Genomic DNA, 20,903 nt, shown 5'->3' with positions numbered 1-20,903 from the left:
GGCCCGGGCATCTTTATAATGCGGATTGAAGACCCATTTGAATCCGACCGAACGAGGGAGCGAACATGGATCGCAGCAAGGTACCCGCCGTTCTATCCATCGCGGGATCCGATTCCAGCGGCGGTGCCGGCATTCAGGCCGACATCAAGACCATCACGGCGCACCGCCTGTATGCCGAGACGGCCATCACCGCCATCACAGCGCAAAACACACTGGGCGTCACCGCCGTGCAGGATATCTCGCCAGATATCGTAGCCGCGCAAATTGACGCTGTCTTTGACGATATCCGCCCGAGTTCCGTCAAGATTGGCATGGTCTCCTCTGCCGAGATTATCGAAGTCATCGCAGACCGCTTGAGCGCTTGGAACGCAACCAACGTGGTCGTCGACCCCGTCATGGTCGCCACCTCGGGCGCGCGCTTGATTGCCGAGGATGCCTCCGAGGCACTCACCCGCCGCCTGTTCCCGTTGGCAACGGTCATCACGCCCAACATTCCCGAGGCCATGACGCTGCTCGACTACGAGGTCGATTCCGAGCGCACGCAACAAAATGCCGCTATGCTCCTCACCCGCCGCTTTGGCTGCGCAGCCTTGGTTAAGGGCGGTCATTTTGTCAACGAGGCCAACGACGTACTGGCCGAGCCTGCGCCCCTCGATGACGAGGGCAACCACCTGGGCGATCCGCTCACTACGTGGTTTCGCCACAAGCGCATTGAGACCAGCAACACGCACGGCACCGGCTGTACGCTCTCATCCGCCATCGCTTGCGCGCTGGCCCAGGGCATGGAACTTGCCGACGCCATCAACGCCGGCAAGGCCTACCTGACCGGCGCTCTCGCCGCCGGCCTGAACATGGGCAAAGGCTCCGGCCCTGTCAACCACATGTGGCAGTACTAAATAGCCAGTAACCTGCCAAAAAGAGACAGGCTACCTTGCACCAAAAACCGTCGCAACATTCGATGAAAATCGTGCAAACGCGAAAAATCATTAAATGTTGCGACGGTTTGATTTTAGATAGCGGTCGAGCAAAGGACCAGAGCGCCTATTCGTCGGCGAGTTGAATTCCCAACAAACCCGAGAGTGCCAGCGCCTGCTCGGCATTGACCGTCAAGCCACGCAACTCATGGTAATCGCCCGAAACAACGGGCGCTGCAAATGTACAGCGCGACACATCAACGCCGGAAAGCGACGTCTTGAACACATCAACACGCGTCAGGTCACAGCCATCCAGGCGTATCTGACCCAGCTTGGCACCCTGAAACGCAGCCTCTCTCAGACGTGTATCGCATGCTGTCATAGGGCCAATGCGTCCCTCCGAAAGGTTCGCATAGCTCAAATCGCACGATCCAAACGACACGCTCGACAGGCGCGCCTTGAGCAAGTTGAGTCCCGGTGCCGAGCAGTCAACGAAGTCGCAGCGGCTGAGCCAGCAGCCTTCCATGTTGCAGCGGATAAAGCGGCAACCGCGAAACACCACGTCGCGAAACGTCGAGCCGCTCCAGTCAACGCTATCGAACTCGCAAGATCGGAACACAACGCCATCGAAGGTCGCGCCGTTCGCCACGTCGTAGGCAAGATCCAAATCCTCAAAAGCGGTATTGGAGACGAGCTCATCGCCCTCGGCAAAGAGGTCGATGAGCTCGTCCATGCCCATATGGCAGCCAATCCGTTCGTTTACCCGGGCAAAACCACCGCAAAGGTGCCTGTCCCCTTTGCGGTGGCTTGGGGTCGCGCTACTCACCGAGCATCTCTTGGAGCTTGGCTGCCACGGCATGTCCCAAGCTCTCGTGGCTTTCGGGCATCATATGCAGATAGTCGATATCGCCCGGCTCGGCAAACTCGGCGGCATTCAAAAAGTCGCAGCCAAACTGCTCGGCCACGTGCGCATAGTACTCGCCAAAAAGCTCAGATGCCTCAACGGAATGCTCGTCAAAGTCGGTCATATACACATCGGCGATCTGCGGCTTGATCTTGATAGGAGCCATCAGCAGGATGCGCGGGCAAGGCGCAGCGTCGGTCCACGGAAACGCGCGGACGGCGCGAATCAGCGCCATGGCGCCACGGGCGATATCGGAAGCTGTCACGTTAAAGACCGTCTTACAGTCGTTGGTGCCCAGCATGATCACAATGGCGTCCAGCGGCTTATGGGCCTCGAGCAGCATCGGAAGCGCGCGAATACCGTTGAGGTTAGTGTCCAGATGGCACATGTCGTCGCGTACCGTCGTGCGGCCGTTGAGGCCTTCTTCAATTACATGCCAGCCCTCGCCTAAGTCACGTTGGACCACGCCACACCAGCGCACATCCTGCGCATAGCGCACCGCGGTACCGTCGCGCATGCCCGCCGGATCGTAACCATAGGTGTTGCTGTCACCAAAGCATAGAACGTTTTTCATCGTAAGCTCCCCACTCAATAAAAAGCCGACGGGAGCAGCCCCCGTCGGCTCGGTATATCGCATCACGCGCACCGTTTACAGGTACTTGCGCCAGTCGTCGTCATCCTCGTCATCCTCGGCAGCGGCCTGAGCCTGCTCGGCGGCACGGGCGGCTGCGGTGCGGGCGGCAACCTGAGCATAGGACTCCTCGTTGCGCTCGGGGAAGTTTGCCAGCACGTGCTCGAACTTGGCGAAGTCCTCGTCCCAGCGCGTAGAGGGCACGGCAAAGAAGACCTGCTTGACCTTGAAGTCGCCCGACGCGAGCTCCTTGCGGAAGAGCTCGGCCACGGCCTCGGCATCAAAGCCGTTGTTGTCGCAGCCCCAAGCACCCAGCACGAGCTTCTCGCGACCAAGCTCATCGCAGATGGCGAGCACAAAGCGAATGCGGTCGCGCAGGGCATCCAGCAGAGCATCGTCGCTCACGCGATACTCCTGGCGGGCGCGCCTAACGTTGGGCGCGGCGGCCACGATCACGTCGGCGTATGCATGCACGTGGTTGCGGTCGAAGCGCACCGCAGGCACCACCAGGGCGCGGTTACGATAGAGCTCGCAGTTGATGTTGCGGCGACGGTTCTCGCCGTACCACTTACGCTGCTTATCGAGAACGTTGTACAGATACGAATCGGCGCACAGCGTGGCCTCCTGGCCCAGATAACCCTGAATATATCCACCGCCCGGATTGGTAAACGAGGCAAAGGCGAGCACTGCCATGTCGCAGAACTGCGCATAGCCACGGCCGTTGTCCAGAATGGCCTGCGTGGCGGAGGCATCAAGCACGGTGACCTCGGGCAGGGTCGGAGCGGGCTCCTCGGCAGGCGCGGACTCGGTCTCTGCGGGTTCCTCGGCAGGCGCAGACTCGTCCGTGACCTCGGTCTCGACGGACGCAACCTCAGCGGCCTCGACCTCGGCGGACTCAGACTCCTCGGCAACCGGCTCCTCGGCAGCCGCAGCCGCTTGGGCCTTGGCCTTCATCGCCGCGACAAAGCCGGCAGGCATGCCGTCAAACTCGCGAGCACCAGCAAGCGAACGCTCGATATCCTTGGCGCAGGCCTCGGACACAGTCATCACATGGCGCTCGGCGGCCTTGGCACGAGCCTCGCGCTTGGGATTGGGCTGACCCGCTCGGTTGGACCTGCGGTTACGGTTCCTGTTGTCGACGTCTGCCATACGTGGTCACCTTTCCTGTCGCTGCCGCTATCGGCTTTTCCCATCCATGATACCCCGCCGCGCACAAAAAAGACGGCCCCGAAGGACCGCCTTTCGCATCGTTTTACCGTGTCCGGCAGGAAGCATCGCAATGCCGCGCTTTAATCGCGACGGCCGAGGATGTTCAGAATGCGCAGGAACACGTTGATGATGTCCACGAACAGGTTGGATGCCATGAGCACGGCGTTGGGCAGCGTGGGCGGCACCGTCGTTGCCACATAGGTGTCGTAGCCGATGAAGCCGGCGAACACCACGATCACGATCAGGTCGGTGATGGACTGCGAAACGCCCATGAACATCAGCACGATCTCGACCAGAATCGTGGCAAGCAGGATGCCAAAACCAATGCCATACACACGCTGGAAGAACTTGGGGAAGGTCACGCCCAGCGCACCAAAGACAAAGGTAATGGCGGCCGTGGCGATAAAGGCGGTGTTAATGGTAGGCAGGTCGTAGTTGGCAAGACCAAACGACGCCGTCAGGCCAAAGGTGCTCGCAAAGACCACGTAGCCCACGAGTGACAGGCCCACGGACTGTTTGCTGGCAGCAGCCGACATCATGACCATGCCGACGATGGTCAAAATAAATGAGCCAAAGACCAGCGGCAAAGCGGCGCCGCTCATCATCATGCGCGCAAACGACATGGTGCTCGTAAAGTAAGCACCGGCGCCCATGGCGCAAAAGCCCAAAAAGATCAGAGCAGACATGACAAGGTTGTACGCGCGCGGCGACATCTCCTTGGCACGGCTTGCGCCGGTCTCGATGGGGCCATTCTGATAGCCCTGGATATCGTTCATAATTTCGTCCTTTCAAAAAGCACCGCGACGGCGCCGTAGCTGACAAGTTTCCTGCCATTGTACCCGAACGCCACGCGTTCTTACCTGCGGCGCTCGCTCTCGAGTGTTCGGTCGAACGCCCACACCCACCAACGCATCAGATGAGTCTGCGAGCCATCCGGTCGCTCGCGTGCCTGTTCTTCCAGATACAGTTCGGTCGCATGTCCGCCAAAACGAACCTTATAAGTCGCCGTACGAATGCCGTGAACCGTCAGGCCAAAACCGGTGGACGAGACAATCTCGTCAATCGTAAAGCAGCGACCGTCAACCCAGCAGACGGTAACCGGCACAACCTGTCCGCCCGCGAGAATGCGAGCCACGACGTCCACATACTGCTTGTGCACGCGCCGAGTTTTGCCGTCTGTCTGTCGATATTCCATGCCTCCTATTATCGAACGCATGTTTGCATGTTGTAAAGCGAACAGGCTGTGGTTTTGGGGTGCCGGAGCGATCGCATGTGTCCGCATGGCGTGTTAGCAAAAAGAACACCCGCGGTCAACAGGGATAATATTCAATTTTAGTGCCAAAAAATTCACTGCTCCCATCAGAACTCGGTAAAGAAACCCGCAGGAGGTGATACGATTTATCATGTTTCTGTAACGTGCCTGCAAACTTCGAGAAAGCCCATATATGGACGTAACGTTCTCAACCTTCCTCGGCCAACTTGTGTCGAACCCAGTCCTTGCCGTCACCGTGATCCTCGCGCTCGGCGCCATCTTCGTCAATGGATGGACCGACGCACCCAACGCCATCGCGACCTGCGTCACTACGCGTTGCATGCCCGCCCGCGCCGCCATTCTCATGAGTGCCGCATTCAACTTCCTCGGCGTGCTCATCATGACGCACTTTAACGCGAGCGTCGCCAACACCATCTCCCATATTGTCGACTTTGGCGGAAACAGTACCATGGCGCTCGCCTGCCTGTGCGCGGCGCTGTTCTCCATCGTCGTCTACGGCGCCACAGCGTCGCGTTTTGGCATCCCCACCTCGCAAAGCCACAGCCTTATCGCCGGCCTGACCGGTGCCGCCATCGCCCTCGGCGGTGCGAGCAGCGTCAACGTCCACGAGTGGATGAAGGTCATCTACGGCCTGGCGCTCTCCATCGGCCTGGGCTTTGTCATGGGCTGGGTCCTGTGCAAGCTCGTCTCGATTCTTTTCGCCGCCGCCAACAGGCGACGTGCCAATGTCTTCTTTAAATACGCTCAGATCGCGAGCGCTGCGGCCATGAGCTTTATGCACGGCGCGCAGGATGGACAGAAGTTCATCGGCGTGCTCTTTTTAGGCGTGGCCTTTGCCAGCGGCCAGACGAGCGTCGGCGATGCCGGCATCCCCATCTGGATTATGCTGCTATGCTCGGCCACCATGGGCATCGGCACCAGCGTGGGCGGCGAGCGCATCATCAAGTCCGTTGGCCAGAGCATGGTCAAGCTCGAAAAGTACCAGGGCTTCTCCGCCGACCTGGCGGGCGCCGCGAACCTGCTGCTTGCCACCCTTACCGGCATCCCCGTGTCCTCCACGCACATCAAGACCTGCGCCATCATGGGCGTCGGTGCCGTCAAACGCCTCTCGGCCATCAACTTCGGCGTCGTCAAGGACATGATGTTCACCTGGTTCTTCACCTTCCCCGCCTGCGGACTCATCAGCTTTGTCATGGCCAAGCTGTTCATGATGTTCCTCTAGCCACACCGAGCGTCCATCCGGACCGCAAAACTTCGCCCACCCGTCTTCGCCTCGAAAGGACCCACTCATGGCAAAGAAACCCGATTCGTTCTACTTTGACAACTACGTCGCCTGCGCCGATCTTGCCGTCCAGGCCGCCGAGCTGCTTACCAAGATTTTCGAGAACTTCGATCCCGCGAAGATTCACGATATGCTCGACAAGATGCACGCGATCGAGCATGCGGCCGACAAGAAGCACCATGAGCTTGAGGACGCCCTGCTCACGGCCTTTATCACCCCGCTTGAGCGCGAGGACCTGGATCTGATGAGCTGCTCGCTCGACACCGTGCTCGACCGTATCGAGGGCGTCGTGCAGCGCGTCTACTTCACCAACATCCAGAGCATCCATCCCGACGCCATCGTCATCGCCCACAAGGTGACCGACGCCTGCCGCGCCATGAAGGACCTGATGGTCGAGCTGCCTAACTACCGCAAGTCCAAGACGCTGCGCGAGCTCGTCATCCAGATCAACACCATCGAGTCCGAGGCCGACGAGCTCTATATCAACGCCATGCGTAACCTGCACGTTAACGGCAAGGACCCGCTCGAGGTCATCGCTTGGCGTGACGTGTACGCCTTCCTGGAGTACTGCGCCGACTGCTGCGAGAATGTGGCCGATGTCGTGGATTCGATTGTCATGAAGAACAGTTAATTGGGGGTACGTGTCCCGGCGGCGAAGGGCCGGCCACGGTTTGCTTTCTCACTCCGGCTGCTTTGCAGAGTCGTTCGAAAGTAAACCGTGGCCGGCCCTTCGCCTTACGTACCACCATTGGGAACTTTGGCTGATAGTTGTAGCGCGATGGGGGTTTGGCTGAAGGGACCTATGGTACCCGTTCGGACACTTTGGCCCTTGATGAGCGTTTGGCTGATTGCTGCTTTGGGTACTCTTTGGGTTACTTTTGGTTTGTTCGATTTTTAATTTTAGGAGGGCTTGTATGTCTTATTTGGATCTGGCTCGTGGTCGGTATTCTTGTCGTTCTTTTGAGGACCGTTCTGTTGAGCAGGCTGTGGTGGATGCCATTGTTGAGGCTGGGCGTATTGCTCCTTCTGCTTGTAATAATCATCCAGCCCGTGTGATGGTGCTGGATACGCCTGAGCTGTTGGAGAAGGCTGCTGCTTGTCAGCCTCGGTTTGCTCGTGATGGGTCTATCTTTGGCGCTCCGCTCATCTTCCTTATTTGCTGCGTTACCGATGATGCTTGGGTACGCCCGTATGACCAGATGAATTCCAGTGAAATCGATACGTCCATCGTGTGTGATCAGATGATGATGGAGGCCACCGAGCAGGGCCTAGGAACGTGCTGGGTATGCCATTTTAAGCCTGAGGTGGCACAGGAGCAGTTCAATCTGCCCAAGGGCGTCTATCCCTATCACATGCTCGTCTGTGGCTATCCCGCCGACCACATCGCCGATCCCGAGCATCGCGAGGCCCGCACTATTCCCCTCTCCAACTTCCTCCTCAAGTAGTTTTTGGACATACCTTAAAATCTACCCTTGACCGCTCACCCGTTCGCCGAGTTCTGCGCCACTATGTGCAGGGCTCGGTTTTTTTATGTTACGCACCCCGGCACAGTCATAAAAAAGGACCCGCAAGCTGCGGGTCCTTTCTAGGCACTAAATTGTAGGCCGAATGTTAGTCCAGGTCGTCGGCAGCAAAGTTGTCGATCGGGGCAAAGGGATCGGCCACGGGGACAACCGGGTCAGCGACGGGCAGCGGCTCGGCGGGAACAGTCACTGCAGGAGAAGCGGCAGAACCGACCGGCGTGGAGGCCATGAGGTCGGCCGGGAAGGAGTTCTGGGCATCGTCCATGAAGTGCTGGATGAGCTTGAGATACTCTGCCTTGAACTCCTCACGGGAAGCCTTGAGACGATCGATTTCCTCGAGCTCGGCCTGCTTTTCGGTCAGAGCCTGGCGGATAACCTCGCGGGCCTTAGCGTCAGCCTCGTTGCGGATACGCTCAGCGTTCTCGTTGGCATCGTTGACGATGGTCTCAGCGGTCTGCTGGGCAGCGATCAGGGCAGCGGAAATCTGGCGCTCCTGAGCGGAGAAGTCAGGGGCGGGAGCAGCCACAGGGGCGGCAGGAACGGCCTGGGCGGTGGCATCCTGAGCCTGGGCAAGCTGAGCCTGTGCATCGGCAAGCTGCTGCTCGGTAGCAGTCAGACGACCCTTAAGGTCGACGATCTTAGCGAGCATAGCGTCAACCTCGGAGGACAGCGTCTCCAAGAAGACGTCGACCTCAGCAGGATCGTAGCCACGCTTGGCCTCAGAGAAAGTCTGAGCCTGGATGTCTGCAGGGGTAATAGCCATAACAAGTCTCCTTTTTCATCGCCTCGGCGCTACACGCCCGACGTAAGTTACTAAGTCAGTTCTATACGAGTATACCTATAAGAAGCTGCAGAACCAGCCTCTGCACCAACTGCAACGCAATAATCGCAACGACCGGCGAAAAATCGATACCGCCCATCGGCGGGATGAAACGACGGAACAGGTTGAGCCACGGACCGCACACGCTATCGAGCACCGCAGCAATATCCTGAAGCAAACCACCCTGCTTCATGGGAATCCACGTCATAAAGCAGTAGACGACAATAAGCGTGGAATAGAAGTTGAACAGCGTGTTGACCAGCTGGACGATAGTGTAGATGTTGATGGGAATCTCCTCGTCTTGTCTTTACTTAAGGTAGCCGTCCGCACGAAGCTTCTTGAGATCGGAATCTTTGACCTCGCAACCGGCGGGCAGCACCATGAACACGCGGTCGCCCACCTCCTTGACCGTGGCACCCAGACCGCAGGCAAAGCCGTAAGAGAAGTCCAAGACGCGCTTAGCAACTTCGGTGCGTACGCCCACAAAAATCAGTGCGACAGGCTGCTTGGTGCGAACGCGGCGCACCACGGTCTCCACGTCGTCATAGCTCTCGGGGCGCAGGACATAGGCCGGCAGCTGCGGCGTGGCGTTGATGATATTGCTCGCATAGGCCGAGGCATCACTCGGTGCAGGCGCGGGCGCAGCGGCGGCACGGGCGCGGGTGTTCTCGGCGTAGCTCGACGGCGTGTCATAGGCACCAGGACGATAACCGCTCGCAACACTGTCCTGCGAGCGCGAAGGCGGGTTATACGTCGTGGCATGGCGGGAGTCATCGCCGACCAGCTGACCGGAGCGCGTATACACGGCAACCGACTCAGCTTCACCGCGGCGCGTCTGACCAAGCAGGCCGTTGCTCGGCTCGTCTTGGGTGTAGAAGCCCTCGCCCGAAGCACCGCCGTAGCCGTTGCCCTGATAACTATCGTCATAGCCGTCATCGTAGCCGTAGTCGTCGTCCTGGCCATAACCCTGGTCGTAACCCTGCTGGCCGCCCAGGTGCATCTTATTTTTAATCTCGTCAAGGAAGCCCATGGTTGTGTCCTCTCGCGGTTTAGTGCAGGCGCCCCGATAATCAGTGCGCACTTCAGAGCCTTATTTTACTGCAAACTCCGGGCTAAATACTACCCTGCCCAGGCGAACGAGCGTAGAGCCCTCCTCAAGGGCAGGCTCAAAGTCCTCGCTCATGCCGCAGGAAAGCTCAGGCAGGTTCAAATCGGGATGCGCAGCCTCCAGCTCATCCCTCAGCTCACGAAGCCCCGCAAAGGTGCGGCGTGCCACATCCTTATTCCCCCGGGGCGCCATAGTCATAAGCCCCTGTACGCAAATTCCCTCAAGTTCCGCAAGCTCACCCGCGGCGGCGCGAATCTCATCGGGCGAAAAGCCTCCCTTCGACTCCTCACCACTCACATTGACCTCGATGAGCACACGCTGGGGGCCGGCGAGCTCGCCTGCCTCAATCTTGCGGACAGCACGGCTCGAGATCGCCTGTGCCAGATGCAGCGAACCCACCGAGTGAATCAGCTCGGCTGAGCCCAGCACCGCATTGATCTTATTGGTCTGCAGGTTGCCGATCATATCGAAGCGCACCTCGGGCAGCTCCGGATGCTCCGCCAGACCCGTGAGCTTGCGAACCAGCTCCTGCGGGCGGTTCTCGGCAAAATGGCGATACCCCGCCTGGATGGCAGCAACAGTCTCATCGACACCAACGGTCTTGGACACGGCAATGAGGCGCGCGGCGTCGTGGGGGCGGCCCGCGCGATCGAGCGCCGCATAAAAACGTTCCAGAATCTGCTCGCGGCGAGCGCGCATCAAATCCAAATAGTTATCCATTGCCAATCGCCTCCGCTGACAGCCAAACAAGTAGTCCCATGCTAACGCAAGAGCGCGGCCCCGCATGTGCAAGGCCGCGCTCACTTAGGTATTTACAATCTTTCGACGAACGGGGCTACTTACTCCTCGTCGTCCTCGCCATCGTCCTCGTCCTCAAGATGATCGAGCAGGTAGCGAAGACCCTCGCTGACCTCGTTGGCGGGCACCTTGGCAACGTAGCGCGCGTCGACGGCGGGCCTCATGATAACACCCTCGCCCGAAGGCACGCGCATGCTCTCGAGCTCATCCTCGTCCACACGGGCGATATCGCCGGCGTTCATACGCTGACCAGTCAACAGGAAAGTCAGACGGCAAGCGGCATCGATGGAAATCGAAGCAATGCGATCGAGGTAGCGCGAAACCATGATGGCGCGGCGCAGGTCGTCATAGTTGCTGTCGTCGTCCATAAAGTCGCCCGTATCCATACGGTTAAAGGTGCGAAAGAACTTCTCGTAGGCGGCGTGCACTGGCTCGTCCTCGACGGCCAGGTTGCAGATGATGGACATGTCATTGGTGACGAGCGCAGAAAGCGAAGAGCCCAGCACCTGGTAGACGGCCTCAGCCTCGGCCTCGACCGTGCCGACAAGCTCCTTGGGCAGCGAGATGTCGGCCTTGATCATATGACGCGTGGCACGGCAGATCTGACGGACTTTATCGGTCATGCGCTGCAGGTTAAAGTCGACGTAGATGATCGTCTGAAGCAGGCGGAAGTCGGAGGCGACCGGTGACTGCGTGGCGATCAGGTTGTAGCAGACGGCCTCCAGGTTGGCGCAGCGTGCGTCAATCGAAAGCGTGCGCTTCTTGGTCTTGGTGGCGAGCTTGCGGTCGTCGGTCACATAGGCCTTCACGGCATCGTGGAGGGCCAGATCGACGGCCTCGTAGATGCTCAGCATCTCGTGACGGGCCTCGATGAGCTGACGGGAAAACAGTTTGCGCATGGTTCACTCCAATCAGTTGGGTGCGGTCATGCCGCCCGCACAGTGAATACGCACCGGACCAGGTCCGATCGGCTTGGGACTAGTCGCACCGATTAGCCAAAGCGGCCGGTGATATAGTCTTCCGTCCGCGAGTCCACCGGGCTGGTGAAGATTGCGTCGGTTTGACCATACTCGATGAGCGTGGCGGGCTCGCCGGCAACTTCCTGCAAGAAGAATGCGGTGCAGTCGCTGATACGAGCTGCCTGCTGCATTGAATGCGTGACGATGATGATCGTCATCTCGGGCGCCAGCTCGGCCATCAGATCCTCGACCTTAGAGACGGATGTGGGATCGATGGCGGAGCAGGGCTCGTCCATCAGGAGGACATCGGGTTGCACCGCAAGCACGCGCGCGATGCACAGACGCTGCTGCTGACCGCCCGAGAGCGCCAAACCATCCTTGTTGAGCTGATTGGATACCTCTTTCCAGAGGTTGGCGCGCTTGAGCGATTCTTCCACGATGTCATCGAGGTCGCTTTTGCTAGTCACGCCCTGCAGACGAGGGCCAAAGGCGACATTCTCGTAGATGGATTTGGGAAACGGGTTGGGCTGCTGAAAGATCATGCCCACGCGACGACGGAGGTCGACCGGGTCGACGCCCTCGGCATAGATATCATTGCCGTCGAGCGTCATGGTGCCCTCGACGCGCGTACCCTCGATCAGATCATTCATGCGGTTGATGCAGCGCAAAAACGTCGACTTGCCGCAGCCCGAAGGGCCAATGAAGGCGGTGATGGCGTTTTTGGCGATGTTGAGGTCAAGCCCCGTCAGCGCATGAAAGTCACCGTACCAAAAGTTGAAATCCTTGGCCGTAATGGCCGCTTGCTCCAGCGTGGGAGCGGACTGATAAACGGACATGGGACTCCTTAACTAGCGACGCTTGCGCGACAGGAAGCGCGCAAACAGGTTGAAGGCCAGAATGATCACCATCAGCAAGAGCGCGGTGCCGTAGGCTGCGTTCATGTTGATGCCGTCGTTGGCAAGCAGGTACAGGTGAACCGTCATGGGGCGGCCGGAATCGAGCGGCGAAATAGGTAGATTGATGGCCTGGCCCATGGTGTAGAGCACCACCGCGGTCTCGCCAATGGCGCGGCCGATGGCGAGGACGATGCCCGTGGCAATACGGCCAAAGGCAGAAGGAAGCACAATCTTGGAGACAACCTGCCACTTGGTGGCGCCCAGGCCGTACGCGCCCCAACGGATATAGCGCGGGACGGCGCGAATGGCCTCTTCGGTGGTGCGCATGACGATGGGAAGCATCAAGAGCGCGAGCGCCAGAGCGGCCGAGACCATCGAAAGGCCCAGGCCCATGGCCTCGACAAACAAGGCGTAGCCAAACAGGCCCATAACGATGGAGGGCACCGAGGCCAAAGCGTCAGCAGCGTAGCGAATGAGCTCGACGACCTTGCCCTGCTTGGCGTACTCGGCCAGATAGACGGCTGCCAGCACAGCGATCGGCGTGCAGATAAGCATGGCGAGCGCCGTCACATAGACGGTCGAGACGATCGTGGGCCAAATACCGCCCTCGGCGTTGACGCCCTGGGGCCAACCGAAGATAAAGTCGAGCGAGATGTGTGGCAGGCCGTTGATGACCACGTAGGCGATGATAGCGACCAGCACCAGCGTGGTGATGTATGCCGCGGCACGGAACACGCCAAGCATGATCTTGTTGGACAGGTCCTTGTTGATGCGGCCCTTCTTGCCGTGGGAAAGGGCACGCTTGATGCGCTCGCGCGACGAGGTCGTATCGACCGTCGTGTCAACGGAATCGGACATAGCCTACCCCCTCTTCTTCTTGGAAACCAGGCGGACGATGCCCACCAGCGTGGCGGAAATGATAAACAGGACCACGCCCATGCCGAACAGCGCCGAGCGATGCAGACCCGAGGAATAGCTCATGTCGAGCGCAATCTGGCTCGTGAGCGTCGAGATGGGGCTCGCAATGCTGTCGGGAATAACCGGGGCGTTACCCACGACCATGAGCACGGCCATGGTCTCGCCGATGGCACGGCCCATACCCAGCACGATGGCATCCACGATACCCAGCTTGGCGGCAGGTAACACGACCTTATAGATAGTCTGCCACTTGGTGGCGCCCATGGCATACGATGCCTCGCGAATGCCCATGGGAATGGAATTGAGAGCATCGATGGTAAGCGTCGTGATGGTGGGCACGATCATAATGGCGAGCACGAACCACGCCGTCAGCGCGCCAAAACCAAGACCGCCGGTCAGTTGTGCGATAAACGGGCGGATGATGATCATGCCAAAGAAGCCATAGATGATAGAAGGGATGCCGGCCAACAGGTCAACGGCAGGGCTGATGAGCTTGCGCACGCGCTTGCTGGCGATCTCGACCAGATACACGGCCGTGCCCACGCCTAGGGGCACGCCCATGGCGAGCGCACCGACGGTCACCAGACCCGAGCCGGCAAGCAGCGACACGATGCCGTAGTGACCCTCAGAGGGCGCCCACGTAAAGCTAAAGAAGTCCGCCAGACCGATGTCGGTAAAGACGGGCAGCGCCGAGTACGTGGTAAAGACAAAAATCAGGATGACGGTAACAACCGCCAAGAACGCGCAGGCAAAGAAGATCCACTGCAGCGCCTTCTCCTTGATATAGGTGCTGCGCGATACGAGCGCCAGCTCGCGCTTCTTGGGCGCCTGACCATTCTGCTCGGTCTGGGAGTTTTCCTGTGCTTCCATGCTACTCACTCCCCTTCTCGTCGTTGGTGACGGGGATAAAGCCCGCCTCGCGAATCTGCTTGTCCATCTTTTCGGACGTCACATAGTCGATGTAATCCTGCGCCTGCTGCGAAGGCGCACCCTTCACAAAGAAGTAAAGGTCGCGTGAGATGGGATAGCCGCCGCTCGCGACCGTCTTCTCGGACGCCTCAACATGATTGACCGAGACGGCCTTGACCGAGGTCTTGGCGTTGAGGCTATCGACGAAGCCCAGCGAAATGTAGCCGATAGCCCCGCGCGAACGAGATACCACGTCGCGCACCTGGCCCGTGCCCGAAAGAACGGCGGAGCGGCGATCGAACGGGGTGCCGTCCATCACGATGGTGCGGAAGGCTTCACGCGTGCCAGACGCCTCATCTCGGTTGATAACCTGAATCCTCAGGTCCTCGCCACCGACTTCTTTCCAGTTGGTGATCTTGCCGGCATAGATATCGCGGAGCTGCTCGGTCGAGAGGTTATCGACGGGGTTGTCTTCGTTCACGATGACCGCGATACCGTCGTGGGCAATGACGATGGGAGTCAGGCCCAGATCCTGTTCGTCGGCATTGAGTCCACGGGAGGAGCTGGCGATATCGGCCGTGCCAGCGCTGACGGCTTCGATGCCAGCGGAAGAGCCCAAACCGGAAACGAGCACGTCGATGCCGGTCTCCTCCTTAAAGCCCTCTGCCGCAATTTCGGCGATAGGAAGGCAGGTCGTGGAGCCGGCCACGGTAATGGAAGAGGTAGAAGATCCCGAAGAACAGGCGCACAGCGTAAGCGTAAGCACAGCGGCGCTCAGGACCGATACGATCTTTCTCATAGCATCACGCCGATCGCGGCATAGCGCCCACAGGTGCCGTCCTCGTTACGGTAGGAATAAAAGCGGTCGTTCTGACGCACGGTCGAAAGCTGGGTATCCACGATATTATCCGCGTCGACACCGACATCTACCAGCGCCTCGCAAATGGCAGCGGAAAGATCGAGCATGCGAGAGGTACTCGCATCGATGCAAGAGAACTCGGCGGCAAAGCGATCCATGAGCTCCTGGGAAACCTCGTACTCGTCACCCAGGATATGGGGCCCGATATAGGCGGAAACGTCGCTCGCATCGCAGCCGGCAGCATCGCAAAGCGCCTGGCACGCCTTGGCAGAAATACGTGCAATCGTGCCCTTCCAACCGGAGTGCACCACGGCAAATCCGCCGGGGGCCACCAGCACCACGGGAACGCAGTCGGCAAAGCAGAGCAGCACGGGCACGTTATACGCCGTACAGACGATGGCATCGCAGCCCTCGGCAATCTGCTCGCGAACAGCCTCAAGATCGTCGGCGCCGTTCGAAGTCACCGTAACGATATGGTCACCATGTACCTGATTGGGCACGAGCAGATTATGCTCGCACTCAGTGGCGCCCATAGCTTCGAGCGCTCGACGACGATTTTCTTGAACTGCAAAGGGGTCATCGCCTACATGCGAGCCCAGGTTGAGCGAGGAGTACGCATCTTCGGAAACACCACCGGTGCGCTCGGTAAAGGCAAAGCGGACATCGGATGTCGCGCCCTCCACCAACGTAACTCCATCATGGTCGACACGCGAAACCCTGTCCGCACGTGCTGCCATACTAAAGCCTCCTAATAACACAAGTACCGCGGCGTCGCCGCGCAGTCCGCGTTTATACGGCTGTCATACTTCCTTAAAAGGATACCCGCAGCGGTAGGGACCAAACGTAAAGGGAACGTAAGGAGATTGGAGGCTTTCGTTTACAAACGAGAAACAAAACGGGGCGCATCCAAATGGACACACCCCGTGCAGGTCGTTGAGAAAAACGAACTAGAAGCTACCGCGCTTCAGGAAGTCGGGAAGCTCGAACTGGTCGTTGCCAAAGTTGGGCAGCTCGGTACCACCGACGTTGCGGGTCGGAGCGGCCTGAGCCGGGCTGGCAGCCGGAGCGGTGCGCTGCGGCTCAGCGGAGGCAGCGGCCTTGCTCTGAGACTGCTGAGCAGCAAAGAGCTCATCCTGACGGTTGACGTTGGAGTCGGAGAAGCCCGTAGCGATGACGGTGATACGCACCTGATCGCCCAGGGACTCGTCGACAACGGTACCGAAGATGATGTTGGCCTCGGGGTCGACGGCGTTGGCGACAACGTCGGCGGCGTCGCTGATCTCCTGGATGCCCAGGTCCTTGGAACCGGCGATGGAGAGCAGCACGCGCGTGGCACCATCGATGGAGCTCTCGAGCAGCGGGCTGGAGATGGCCTGCTGGGCAGCGTCGACGGCACGAGTATCCCCAGAAGAGGTACCGATACCCATCATGGCGGTACCGGCCTGCTTCATGATGGTCTTAACATCGGCGAAGTCCAGGTTGATGATACCGGGGACGGTGATGAGGTCGGTGATGCCCTGGGTGCCCTGGGAAAGGACGCCATCGGCAATCGCGAAGGCCTCGAGCATGGTGGTCTTCTTCTCGGCGATGTCGAGCAGCTTATCGTTAGGAATGACGATCATGGTGTCGACGCAATCGGAGAGGGTCTTGATGCCCTCCTCGGCGCTCTTCTTACGCTTGCGGCCCTCGAAGGTGAAGGGCTTGGTCACGACGGCGACGGTCAGTGCGCCGACCTCGTTCATCGCGATATCGGCAACGATGGGAGCAGCGCCGGTACCGGTGCCGCCGCCCTCGCCGCAGGTGATAAACACCATGTCGGCGCCAGCGAGCGCCTCGGCGATGTCGTCGCGGGACTCATCGGCAGCCTTGCGGCCAACCTCGGGATTGGCGCCGGCGCCCAGGCCGCGGGTAAGGTCGGTGCCGATGTGCACCTTGATATCGGCATCAGAGATCGCGAGTGCCTGAGCATCGGTGTTGATGGCAACAAACTCGACGCCGCGGATGCCCTCTTCGATCATTCGATTGACCGCGTTGGTACCGCCGCCGCCGACGCCGACCACCTTAATGACGGCAAGGTAGTTGTTGATCTCTGTCTCGTGCATGTCGGTCCTCCGAACAAAGGTTATAGCCATAGCATGGGTCGACCCCTGCGCACATTAACCTTCAGGTTGAAAGTAAATGCAAAGGTAAACTGTATTATGTTTGCACATTATGAACGTATCAGTCAAATAATTGACCGTGAAAACCAAACAAACCAGATAAACGGCGTGGTATGGCCCCTCAACAAAGCATCAACCAGCGCTACGAGGTCGGAGCATTCCTAAATGTGTAGTTGCCCGGAGAGCGCACATTGATATACGTTACGCCCTCTACCTGCGAAAGCAACTTGGTGACTACGCGTTCCTTCTTGGCGATATCGTCCGAATCGCCCAGCGACACCTCAATGCCGTTATTGAGGTTTGCCGAGATGGCTTCGACCGAAGGCGTGGAAATATCCTTGACTTGTCCCAAGAACTCGCTCGAAAAACCACGCACATAATCCAGGCCGGCCTTAACGGCTTTGGAGTTCACCGCCTGGCCGGAAACCGGAGCGACATCCGCCGAGACATCAGTCAACAACACCGCGCCATAATGCTTGGCGAGCGCCAGCGCGGCATCGATTCCGGTCAAGGTATTTGAGCCCTGCCCTGTCGTGATGACGTTGCCCTGGTCGTCCACTTCGACCGACGTCGACAGCGGGGCGATCCAGGTGTCATCGTCTCCGATAGCCCAGGCAAGGTCGTCGGAGCTGATATACGCAATGGCGATAACTTTACGCTCCGTCGGCGTGATGATAAGCGTATGGGGAAACTGGCGTTGGACATCCACGCCCGAAACCCACGGGTTCTGCTTGAGATCCTCGGTAATCTGGTCGGGATCGACGTTAAAAAGCGACGTTCCCTCGGGCAAGTCGATCAGCTGGATAGCATCGTGCTTCGTCACATGCTCGCTGCCTTGAATCTGAATATCAGTGGCAGTAAACAGTCCAGAGTTGATCACCACGATGGCAACGACGACGAGCACGGCCAAGACGGCCAGAACGCCGCCCACGATTTTGCCTTTGCCTGTAACGACAGAAGCGGCGTCTGATGTTTTATTTGCCATCGCTCCAAGTGAAGATAACGGGTTGAAACCTTTTTTACTCGAAGGCTTCTTGGCGGTAGCCGGCACCGATGTCAGCGAGCGCGGTTTCGATGCGCCCAGCGTGCGACCTGGACGCGCCGCTTTAGTTCCCGTCGAGGGCTTGGGAGCTGCCATGGGACGGGCAGGCTTGGCGCCCATAACAGGCTTTGACGTCGTCGAGGGACGCGAGGACTTTTTTGCGGCCGGACGATTACCGAGCTGCGAGCCGACGACCGGACGACTGGTCTGTCGAGCATGCCCGACAGACTTAGAGTGCGCGACGGTATTGCGTTGAGGTTTGGCAGGCGCGCCGGAACGCCCTCCGGCGCGGCGGAAGGTGGGTTTCGATGCTCTAGAAGCCGAGGAATTTAACTTCCGGTCTGAGCTCGATGCCATACGCCTCCCTCACCTTTCCGTGCACATGTCTAATAACCGCGGCAACGTCATCGGCCGAGGCAGTTCCGTTATTAACGATAAAATTAGCGTGAACGGGCGAAACTTCCGCGCCGCCAATCGAAAAACCCTTTAATCCACAATCCTCGATAAGCTTGCCCACACTCGCATCGGGCGGGTTGCGAAAGACAGACCCGCAGGATGCGCGACCCATGGGCTGCGTACGCTTGCGCCTCGTCAGGTACCGCTCCATGCGCTCGCGAATGTCGGCCTTGGGCGCCGGTTTAAGCTTGAACACGCACTCGAGGATGATCTCATTGCGGGGAAGGCTACATTCGCGGTAGCCCCAAGTGATCTCGGACCCCGCATAATGCTTGATACCGGATGCCGGGTCAAACGTTACGACATCCTCAACCAGCGAGCCAATCCACTCGGTCCGTGTGCCGGCATTCATAGATATCGCACCGCCGACCGAACCAGGAATGCCAACGGCAAACTCAAGGCCCGAGAGGCTACGCGACAGGGCATCGTTGACCAGGCGCGCAAACATCACGCCCGCACCGACCGTCAGCGTACAACCGTCATCGGCAACAACCGTGCGCTGAAACTCACGTCCGAGCGAAATGACGGCACCGCGATAACCGCCATCGGCAACCAGCAGATTGGAGCCCTTGCCGATGATGACCCACGGCACCTGCTCGCGATCGAGCACCGCCACGGCGCGGCGGAGGGCATGATAGCTATGGCACGTCACAAAGAGGTCGGCCTTGCCGCCGATACGATAGCTCGTATGACGCGCAAGGCGCTCGTCCTCGATCACATCCGTGTCGATCATGCCCGAGAGCGCCATGACGGCGTTAAACAGACCCATTAGACTTAAGCGTCTTTCTTGGCAGTCAGATACTCAATGAACTCGGGACCGACGGTCGTAACGTCGCCGGCACCCATGGTGAGCAGCAGGTCGCCCTCGCCCACCATCTGCTCGAGCTCCTGATTGAGCTCAAGACGGCTGGAGCAGTACACGACCTCCTTGCCAGGATGCTTGGCGCGCACGGTATCGGCGAGCATCTTAGAGGTGACACCCGGAATGGGCATCTCGCCAGCCGAGAACACATCAATCAGCAGCAGTTTATCGGCATTGGCAAATGCATCGGCAAAGTCGTCGCACAGGGCCTGCAGACGCGAATAGCGGTGCGGCTGGAACACGACGTCGACGTGCTTGTAGCCCAGCGACGAAGCGGCGGCAAGCGTCGCCTTGATCTCGGTGGGGTGATGGCCGTAATCATCGACCACGGTGATGCCATCGATATCGCCCACGTGGGTAAAGCGACGGCGGACGCCCTCAAAGCTCGAGAGCGCCTTGGCGGCGGCGTCGATGTCAAGGCCCAGGACATGGGCGACGGTGAGCACGGCCGTGGCGTTGAGCATGTTGTGGCGACCGGGATTGCTCTTGATCTCCACAGCGTGCTCAGTGCCGTCCTCAAAGCGAACGATAAAGTCACTCTGGATGCCCTTGACATCCGGGTGCACGCAGACGATGTCGTTGCTCTCGGCAAAGCCGTAGGAAAGCACGTGACGGCCCGTCGACTTGGCGAGCTCGACCAGATGCGGGTCCTCGCCGCAGACGATGACGGTGCCGTCCTCGCCCACCAGGCTCATGAATTTGGCGAAAGTTGCCTCGATCTCCTCGATACCCGAGTAGTGATCGAGGTGGTCGGCCTCGACGTTGGTCACAATGACCACGTTGGGGTTCAGGAACAGGAAGGAGCTGTCGGACTCGTCGGCCTCGGCGACAAAGTAGTCTCCCGAGCCGTTCTTGCCGTTCGTGTCATAGCCCTCGACGATGCCGCCGATCAAGAAGCTCGGATCCAGACCCATGCGGTCGAGCATGGTGGCGCACATCGAAGACGTGGTGGTCTTGCCATGCGTGCCGGCAACAGCGACGGTAGTGTAGCCGTGGCCCAAAGCAGAGAGCATCTTGGCACGGGGCCACACGGGAATACCAAGCTCGCGAGCGCGCACGAGTTCAGGGTTGGACTCCGGAATAGCGGTGGAGACAACAACCACGTCGGGCTTGACCTCGTCGATCGTGGCTGCCTCATGGCCCACATGCACCTTCACACCAGCGCGTGTAAGCTGGCGGATATAACGTGACGTCTTAAGGTCGGAGCCGGTAACGGCATAACCGCGCTCGTGCAGAACGAGGGCGATGCCGCTCATGCCGGCGCCGCCGATACCGATAAAGTGGGCGCTCTTAAACTCGGGCGCGGAGGTTGCAGTCTGGGAATCAGCCATGTGCTCGTGTACTCCTTGCGTAAACACTGCCTGTAACCCGTTAACTGTAC

Annotated in this window: 23 protein-coding genes; 4 read left to right on the top strand and 19 right to left on the bottom strand. The window is 59.3% G+C overall.

The window, feature by feature from the left end:
* Positions 1-65 precede the first annotated feature (65 nt).
* Entirely contained in the window at positions 66-896 is an 831-nt protein-coding gene (thiD, locus tag DW821_RS01685; protein WP_118065214.1) for a bifunctional hydroxymethylpyrimidine kinase/phosphomethylpyrimidine kinase, read from the top strand.
* Positions 897-1,041: 145 nt separating this feature from the next.
* Here the strand turns inward: thiD and DW821_RS01680 are convergent, their stop codons facing one another.
* The 5 genes from DW821_RS01680 to DW821_RS01660 all read right to left on the bottom strand — a co-directional run bounded on the left by DW821_RS01680 (position 1,042) and on the right by DW821_RS01660 (position 4,853).
* Complete coding sequence (locus tag DW821_RS01680) at positions 1,042-1,653, bottom strand: pentapeptide repeat-containing protein (protein ID WP_082435543.1); 612 nt, start codon at positions 1,651-1,653, stop codon at positions 1,042-1,044.
* 79 nt (positions 1,654-1,732) lie between these two features.
* Positions 1,733-2,392, bottom strand: a complete 660-nt coding sequence (locus tag DW821_RS01675; protein ID WP_158563834.1) for an SGNH/GDSL hydrolase family protein — start codon at positions 2,390-2,392, stop codon at positions 1,733-1,735.
* 75 nt (positions 2,393-2,467) lie between these two features.
* Positions 2,468-3,598: a TIGR02452 family protein gene (locus DW821_RS01670; RefSeq protein ID WP_118065210.1), complete on the bottom strand. Its 1,131-nt coding sequence runs from the start codon at positions 3,596-3,598 to the stop codon at positions 2,468-2,470.
* A gap of 140 nt (positions 3,599-3,738) precedes the next feature.
* Positions 3,739-4,434: a Bax inhibitor-1 family protein gene (locus DW821_RS01665; protein WP_117757011.1), complete on the bottom strand. Its 696-nt coding sequence runs from the start codon at positions 4,432-4,434 to the stop codon at positions 3,739-3,741.
* A gap of 80 nt (positions 4,435-4,514) precedes the next feature.
* On the bottom strand, positions 4,515-4,853 hold the full coding sequence (locus DW821_RS01660; RefSeq protein WP_118377353.1) for a hypothetical protein: 339 nt from the start codon (positions 4,851-4,853) through the stop codon (positions 4,515-4,517).
* A gap of 250 nt (positions 4,854-5,103) precedes the next feature.
* On the opposite strand from DW821_RS01660, the gene DW821_RS01655 reads away from it, so the two are divergent.
* From DW821_RS01655 to DW821_RS01645, 3 genes are all read left to right on the top strand, one after another.
* The gene (locus DW821_RS01655) at positions 5,104-6,153 is read left to right on the top strand and encodes an inorganic phosphate transporter (RefSeq protein ID WP_117584218.1); all 1,050 of its coding nucleotides are present in this window, start codon (positions 5,104-5,106) and stop codon (positions 6,151-6,153) included.
* Between the two features lie 67 nt (positions 6,154-6,220).
* Positions 6,221-6,844 carry a DUF47 domain-containing protein gene (locus DW821_RS01650; protein WP_055251695.1) on the top strand — a complete coding sequence of 208 codons (624 nt, stop codon included), beginning with the start codon at positions 6,221-6,223 and terminating at the stop codon, positions 6,842-6,844.
* 283 nt (positions 6,845-7,127) lie between these two features.
* The gene (locus tag DW821_RS01645) at positions 7,128-7,658 is read left to right on the top strand and encodes a nitroreductase family protein (protein WP_118065206.1); all 531 of its coding nucleotides are present in this window, start codon (positions 7,128-7,130) and stop codon (positions 7,656-7,658) included.
* Positions 7,659-7,824: 166 nt separating this feature from the next.
* Here DW821_RS01645 and DW821_RS01640 read toward each other — a convergent pair whose 3' ends face one another.
* The 14 genes from DW821_RS01640 to murC form a co-directional block, all read right to left on the bottom strand.
* Positions 7,825-8,499, bottom strand: a complete 675-nt coding sequence (locus DW821_RS01640) for a DivIVA domain-containing protein (protein WP_006234242.1) — start codon at positions 8,497-8,499, stop codon at positions 7,825-7,827.
* Between the two features lie 61 nt (positions 8,500-8,560).
* Positions 8,561-8,806, bottom strand: a complete 246-nt coding sequence (locus DW821_RS01635; RefSeq protein ID WP_227790178.1) for a YggT family protein — start codon at positions 8,804-8,806, stop codon at positions 8,561-8,563.
* A 57-nt stretch (positions 8,807-8,863) separates the two neighbouring features.
* A complete protein-coding gene (locus DW821_RS01630; protein WP_089571591.1) occupies positions 8,864-9,586 on the bottom strand; it encodes a cell division protein SepF in 723 nt (240 codons plus the stop codon).
* 60 nt (positions 9,587-9,646) lie between these two features.
* Positions 9,647-10,384 (bottom strand): YggS family pyridoxal phosphate-dependent enzyme, encoded by a 738-nt coding sequence (locus DW821_RS01625; RefSeq protein ID WP_089571590.1) that lies wholly within the window; start codon positions 10,382-10,384, stop codon positions 9,647-9,649.
* 119 nt (positions 10,385-10,503) lie between these two features.
* Positions 10,504-11,361 carry a PhoU domain-containing protein gene (locus tag DW821_RS01620; protein ID WP_118065205.1) on the bottom strand — a complete coding sequence of 286 codons (858 nt, stop codon included), beginning with the start codon at positions 11,359-11,361 and terminating at the stop codon, positions 10,504-10,506.
* Between the two features lie 92 nt (positions 11,362-11,453).
* Positions 11,454-12,257, bottom strand: a complete 804-nt coding sequence (gene pstB / locus DW821_RS01615; RefSeq protein WP_118065203.1) for a phosphate ABC transporter ATP-binding protein PstB — start codon at positions 12,255-12,257, stop codon at positions 11,454-11,456.
* A gap of 12 nt (positions 12,258-12,269) precedes the next feature.
* Positions 12,270-13,175, bottom strand: a complete 906-nt coding sequence (gene pstA, locus DW821_RS01610) for a phosphate ABC transporter permease PstA (protein WP_006234250.1) — start codon at positions 13,173-13,175, stop codon at positions 12,270-12,272.
* 3 nt (positions 13,176-13,178) lie between these two features.
* Positions 13,179-14,105 (bottom strand): phosphate ABC transporter permease subunit PstC, encoded by a 927-nt coding sequence (pstC, locus tag DW821_RS01605; protein ID WP_117564650.1) that lies wholly within the window; start codon positions 14,103-14,105, stop codon positions 13,179-13,181.
* 1 nt (position 14,106) lies between these two features.
* Complete coding sequence (locus DW821_RS01600; protein ID WP_117803367.1) at positions 14,107-14,943, bottom strand: phosphate ABC transporter substrate-binding protein; 837 nt, start codon at positions 14,941-14,943, stop codon at positions 14,107-14,109.
* Positions 14,940-15,740: a polyphenol oxidase family protein gene (locus tag DW821_RS01595; RefSeq protein ID WP_118065201.1), complete on the bottom strand. Its 801-nt coding sequence runs from the start codon at positions 15,738-15,740 to the stop codon at positions 14,940-14,942. The genes DW821_RS01600 and DW821_RS01595 overlap by 4 nt, the downstream gene beginning before the upstream one ends.
* Positions 15,741-15,950: 210 nt before the next feature.
* A complete protein-coding gene (ftsZ, locus tag DW821_RS01590; protein ID WP_055251674.1) occupies positions 15,951-17,105 on the bottom strand; it encodes a cell division protein FtsZ in 1,155 nt (384 codons plus the stop codon).
* Positions 17,106-17,304: 199 nt separating this feature from the next.
* Positions 17,305-18,093 carry a cell division protein FtsQ/DivIB gene (locus DW821_RS01585; protein ID WP_231501570.1) on the bottom strand — a complete coding sequence of 263 codons (789 nt, stop codon included), beginning with the start codon at positions 18,091-18,093 and terminating at the stop codon, positions 17,305-17,307.
* Positions 18,094-18,517: 424 nt separating this feature from the next.
* Positions 18,518-19,429 carry a UDP-N-acetylmuramate dehydrogenase gene (gene murB / locus DW821_RS01580; RefSeq protein WP_117564655.1) on the bottom strand — a complete coding sequence of 304 codons (912 nt, stop codon included), beginning with the start codon at positions 19,427-19,429 and terminating at the stop codon, positions 18,518-18,520.
* Positions 19,430-19,434: 5 nt separating this feature from the next.
* Entirely contained in the window at positions 19,435-20,853 is a 1,419-nt protein-coding gene (gene murC, locus DW821_RS01575) for a UDP-N-acetylmuramate--L-alanine ligase (protein WP_099431529.1), read from the bottom strand.
* Between the last annotated feature and the right edge of the window lie 50 nt (positions 20,854-20,903).

The organism is Collinsella sp. AM33-4BH (assembly GCF_003469205.1).
In the GTDB taxonomy this organism is placed as follows: Bacteria; Actinomycetota; Coriobacteriia; order Coriobacteriales; family Coriobacteriaceae; genus Collinsella.
Note: the sequence above shows the minus strand (reverse complement) of the source record. Positions and strands in the feature narration are given on the sequence as shown.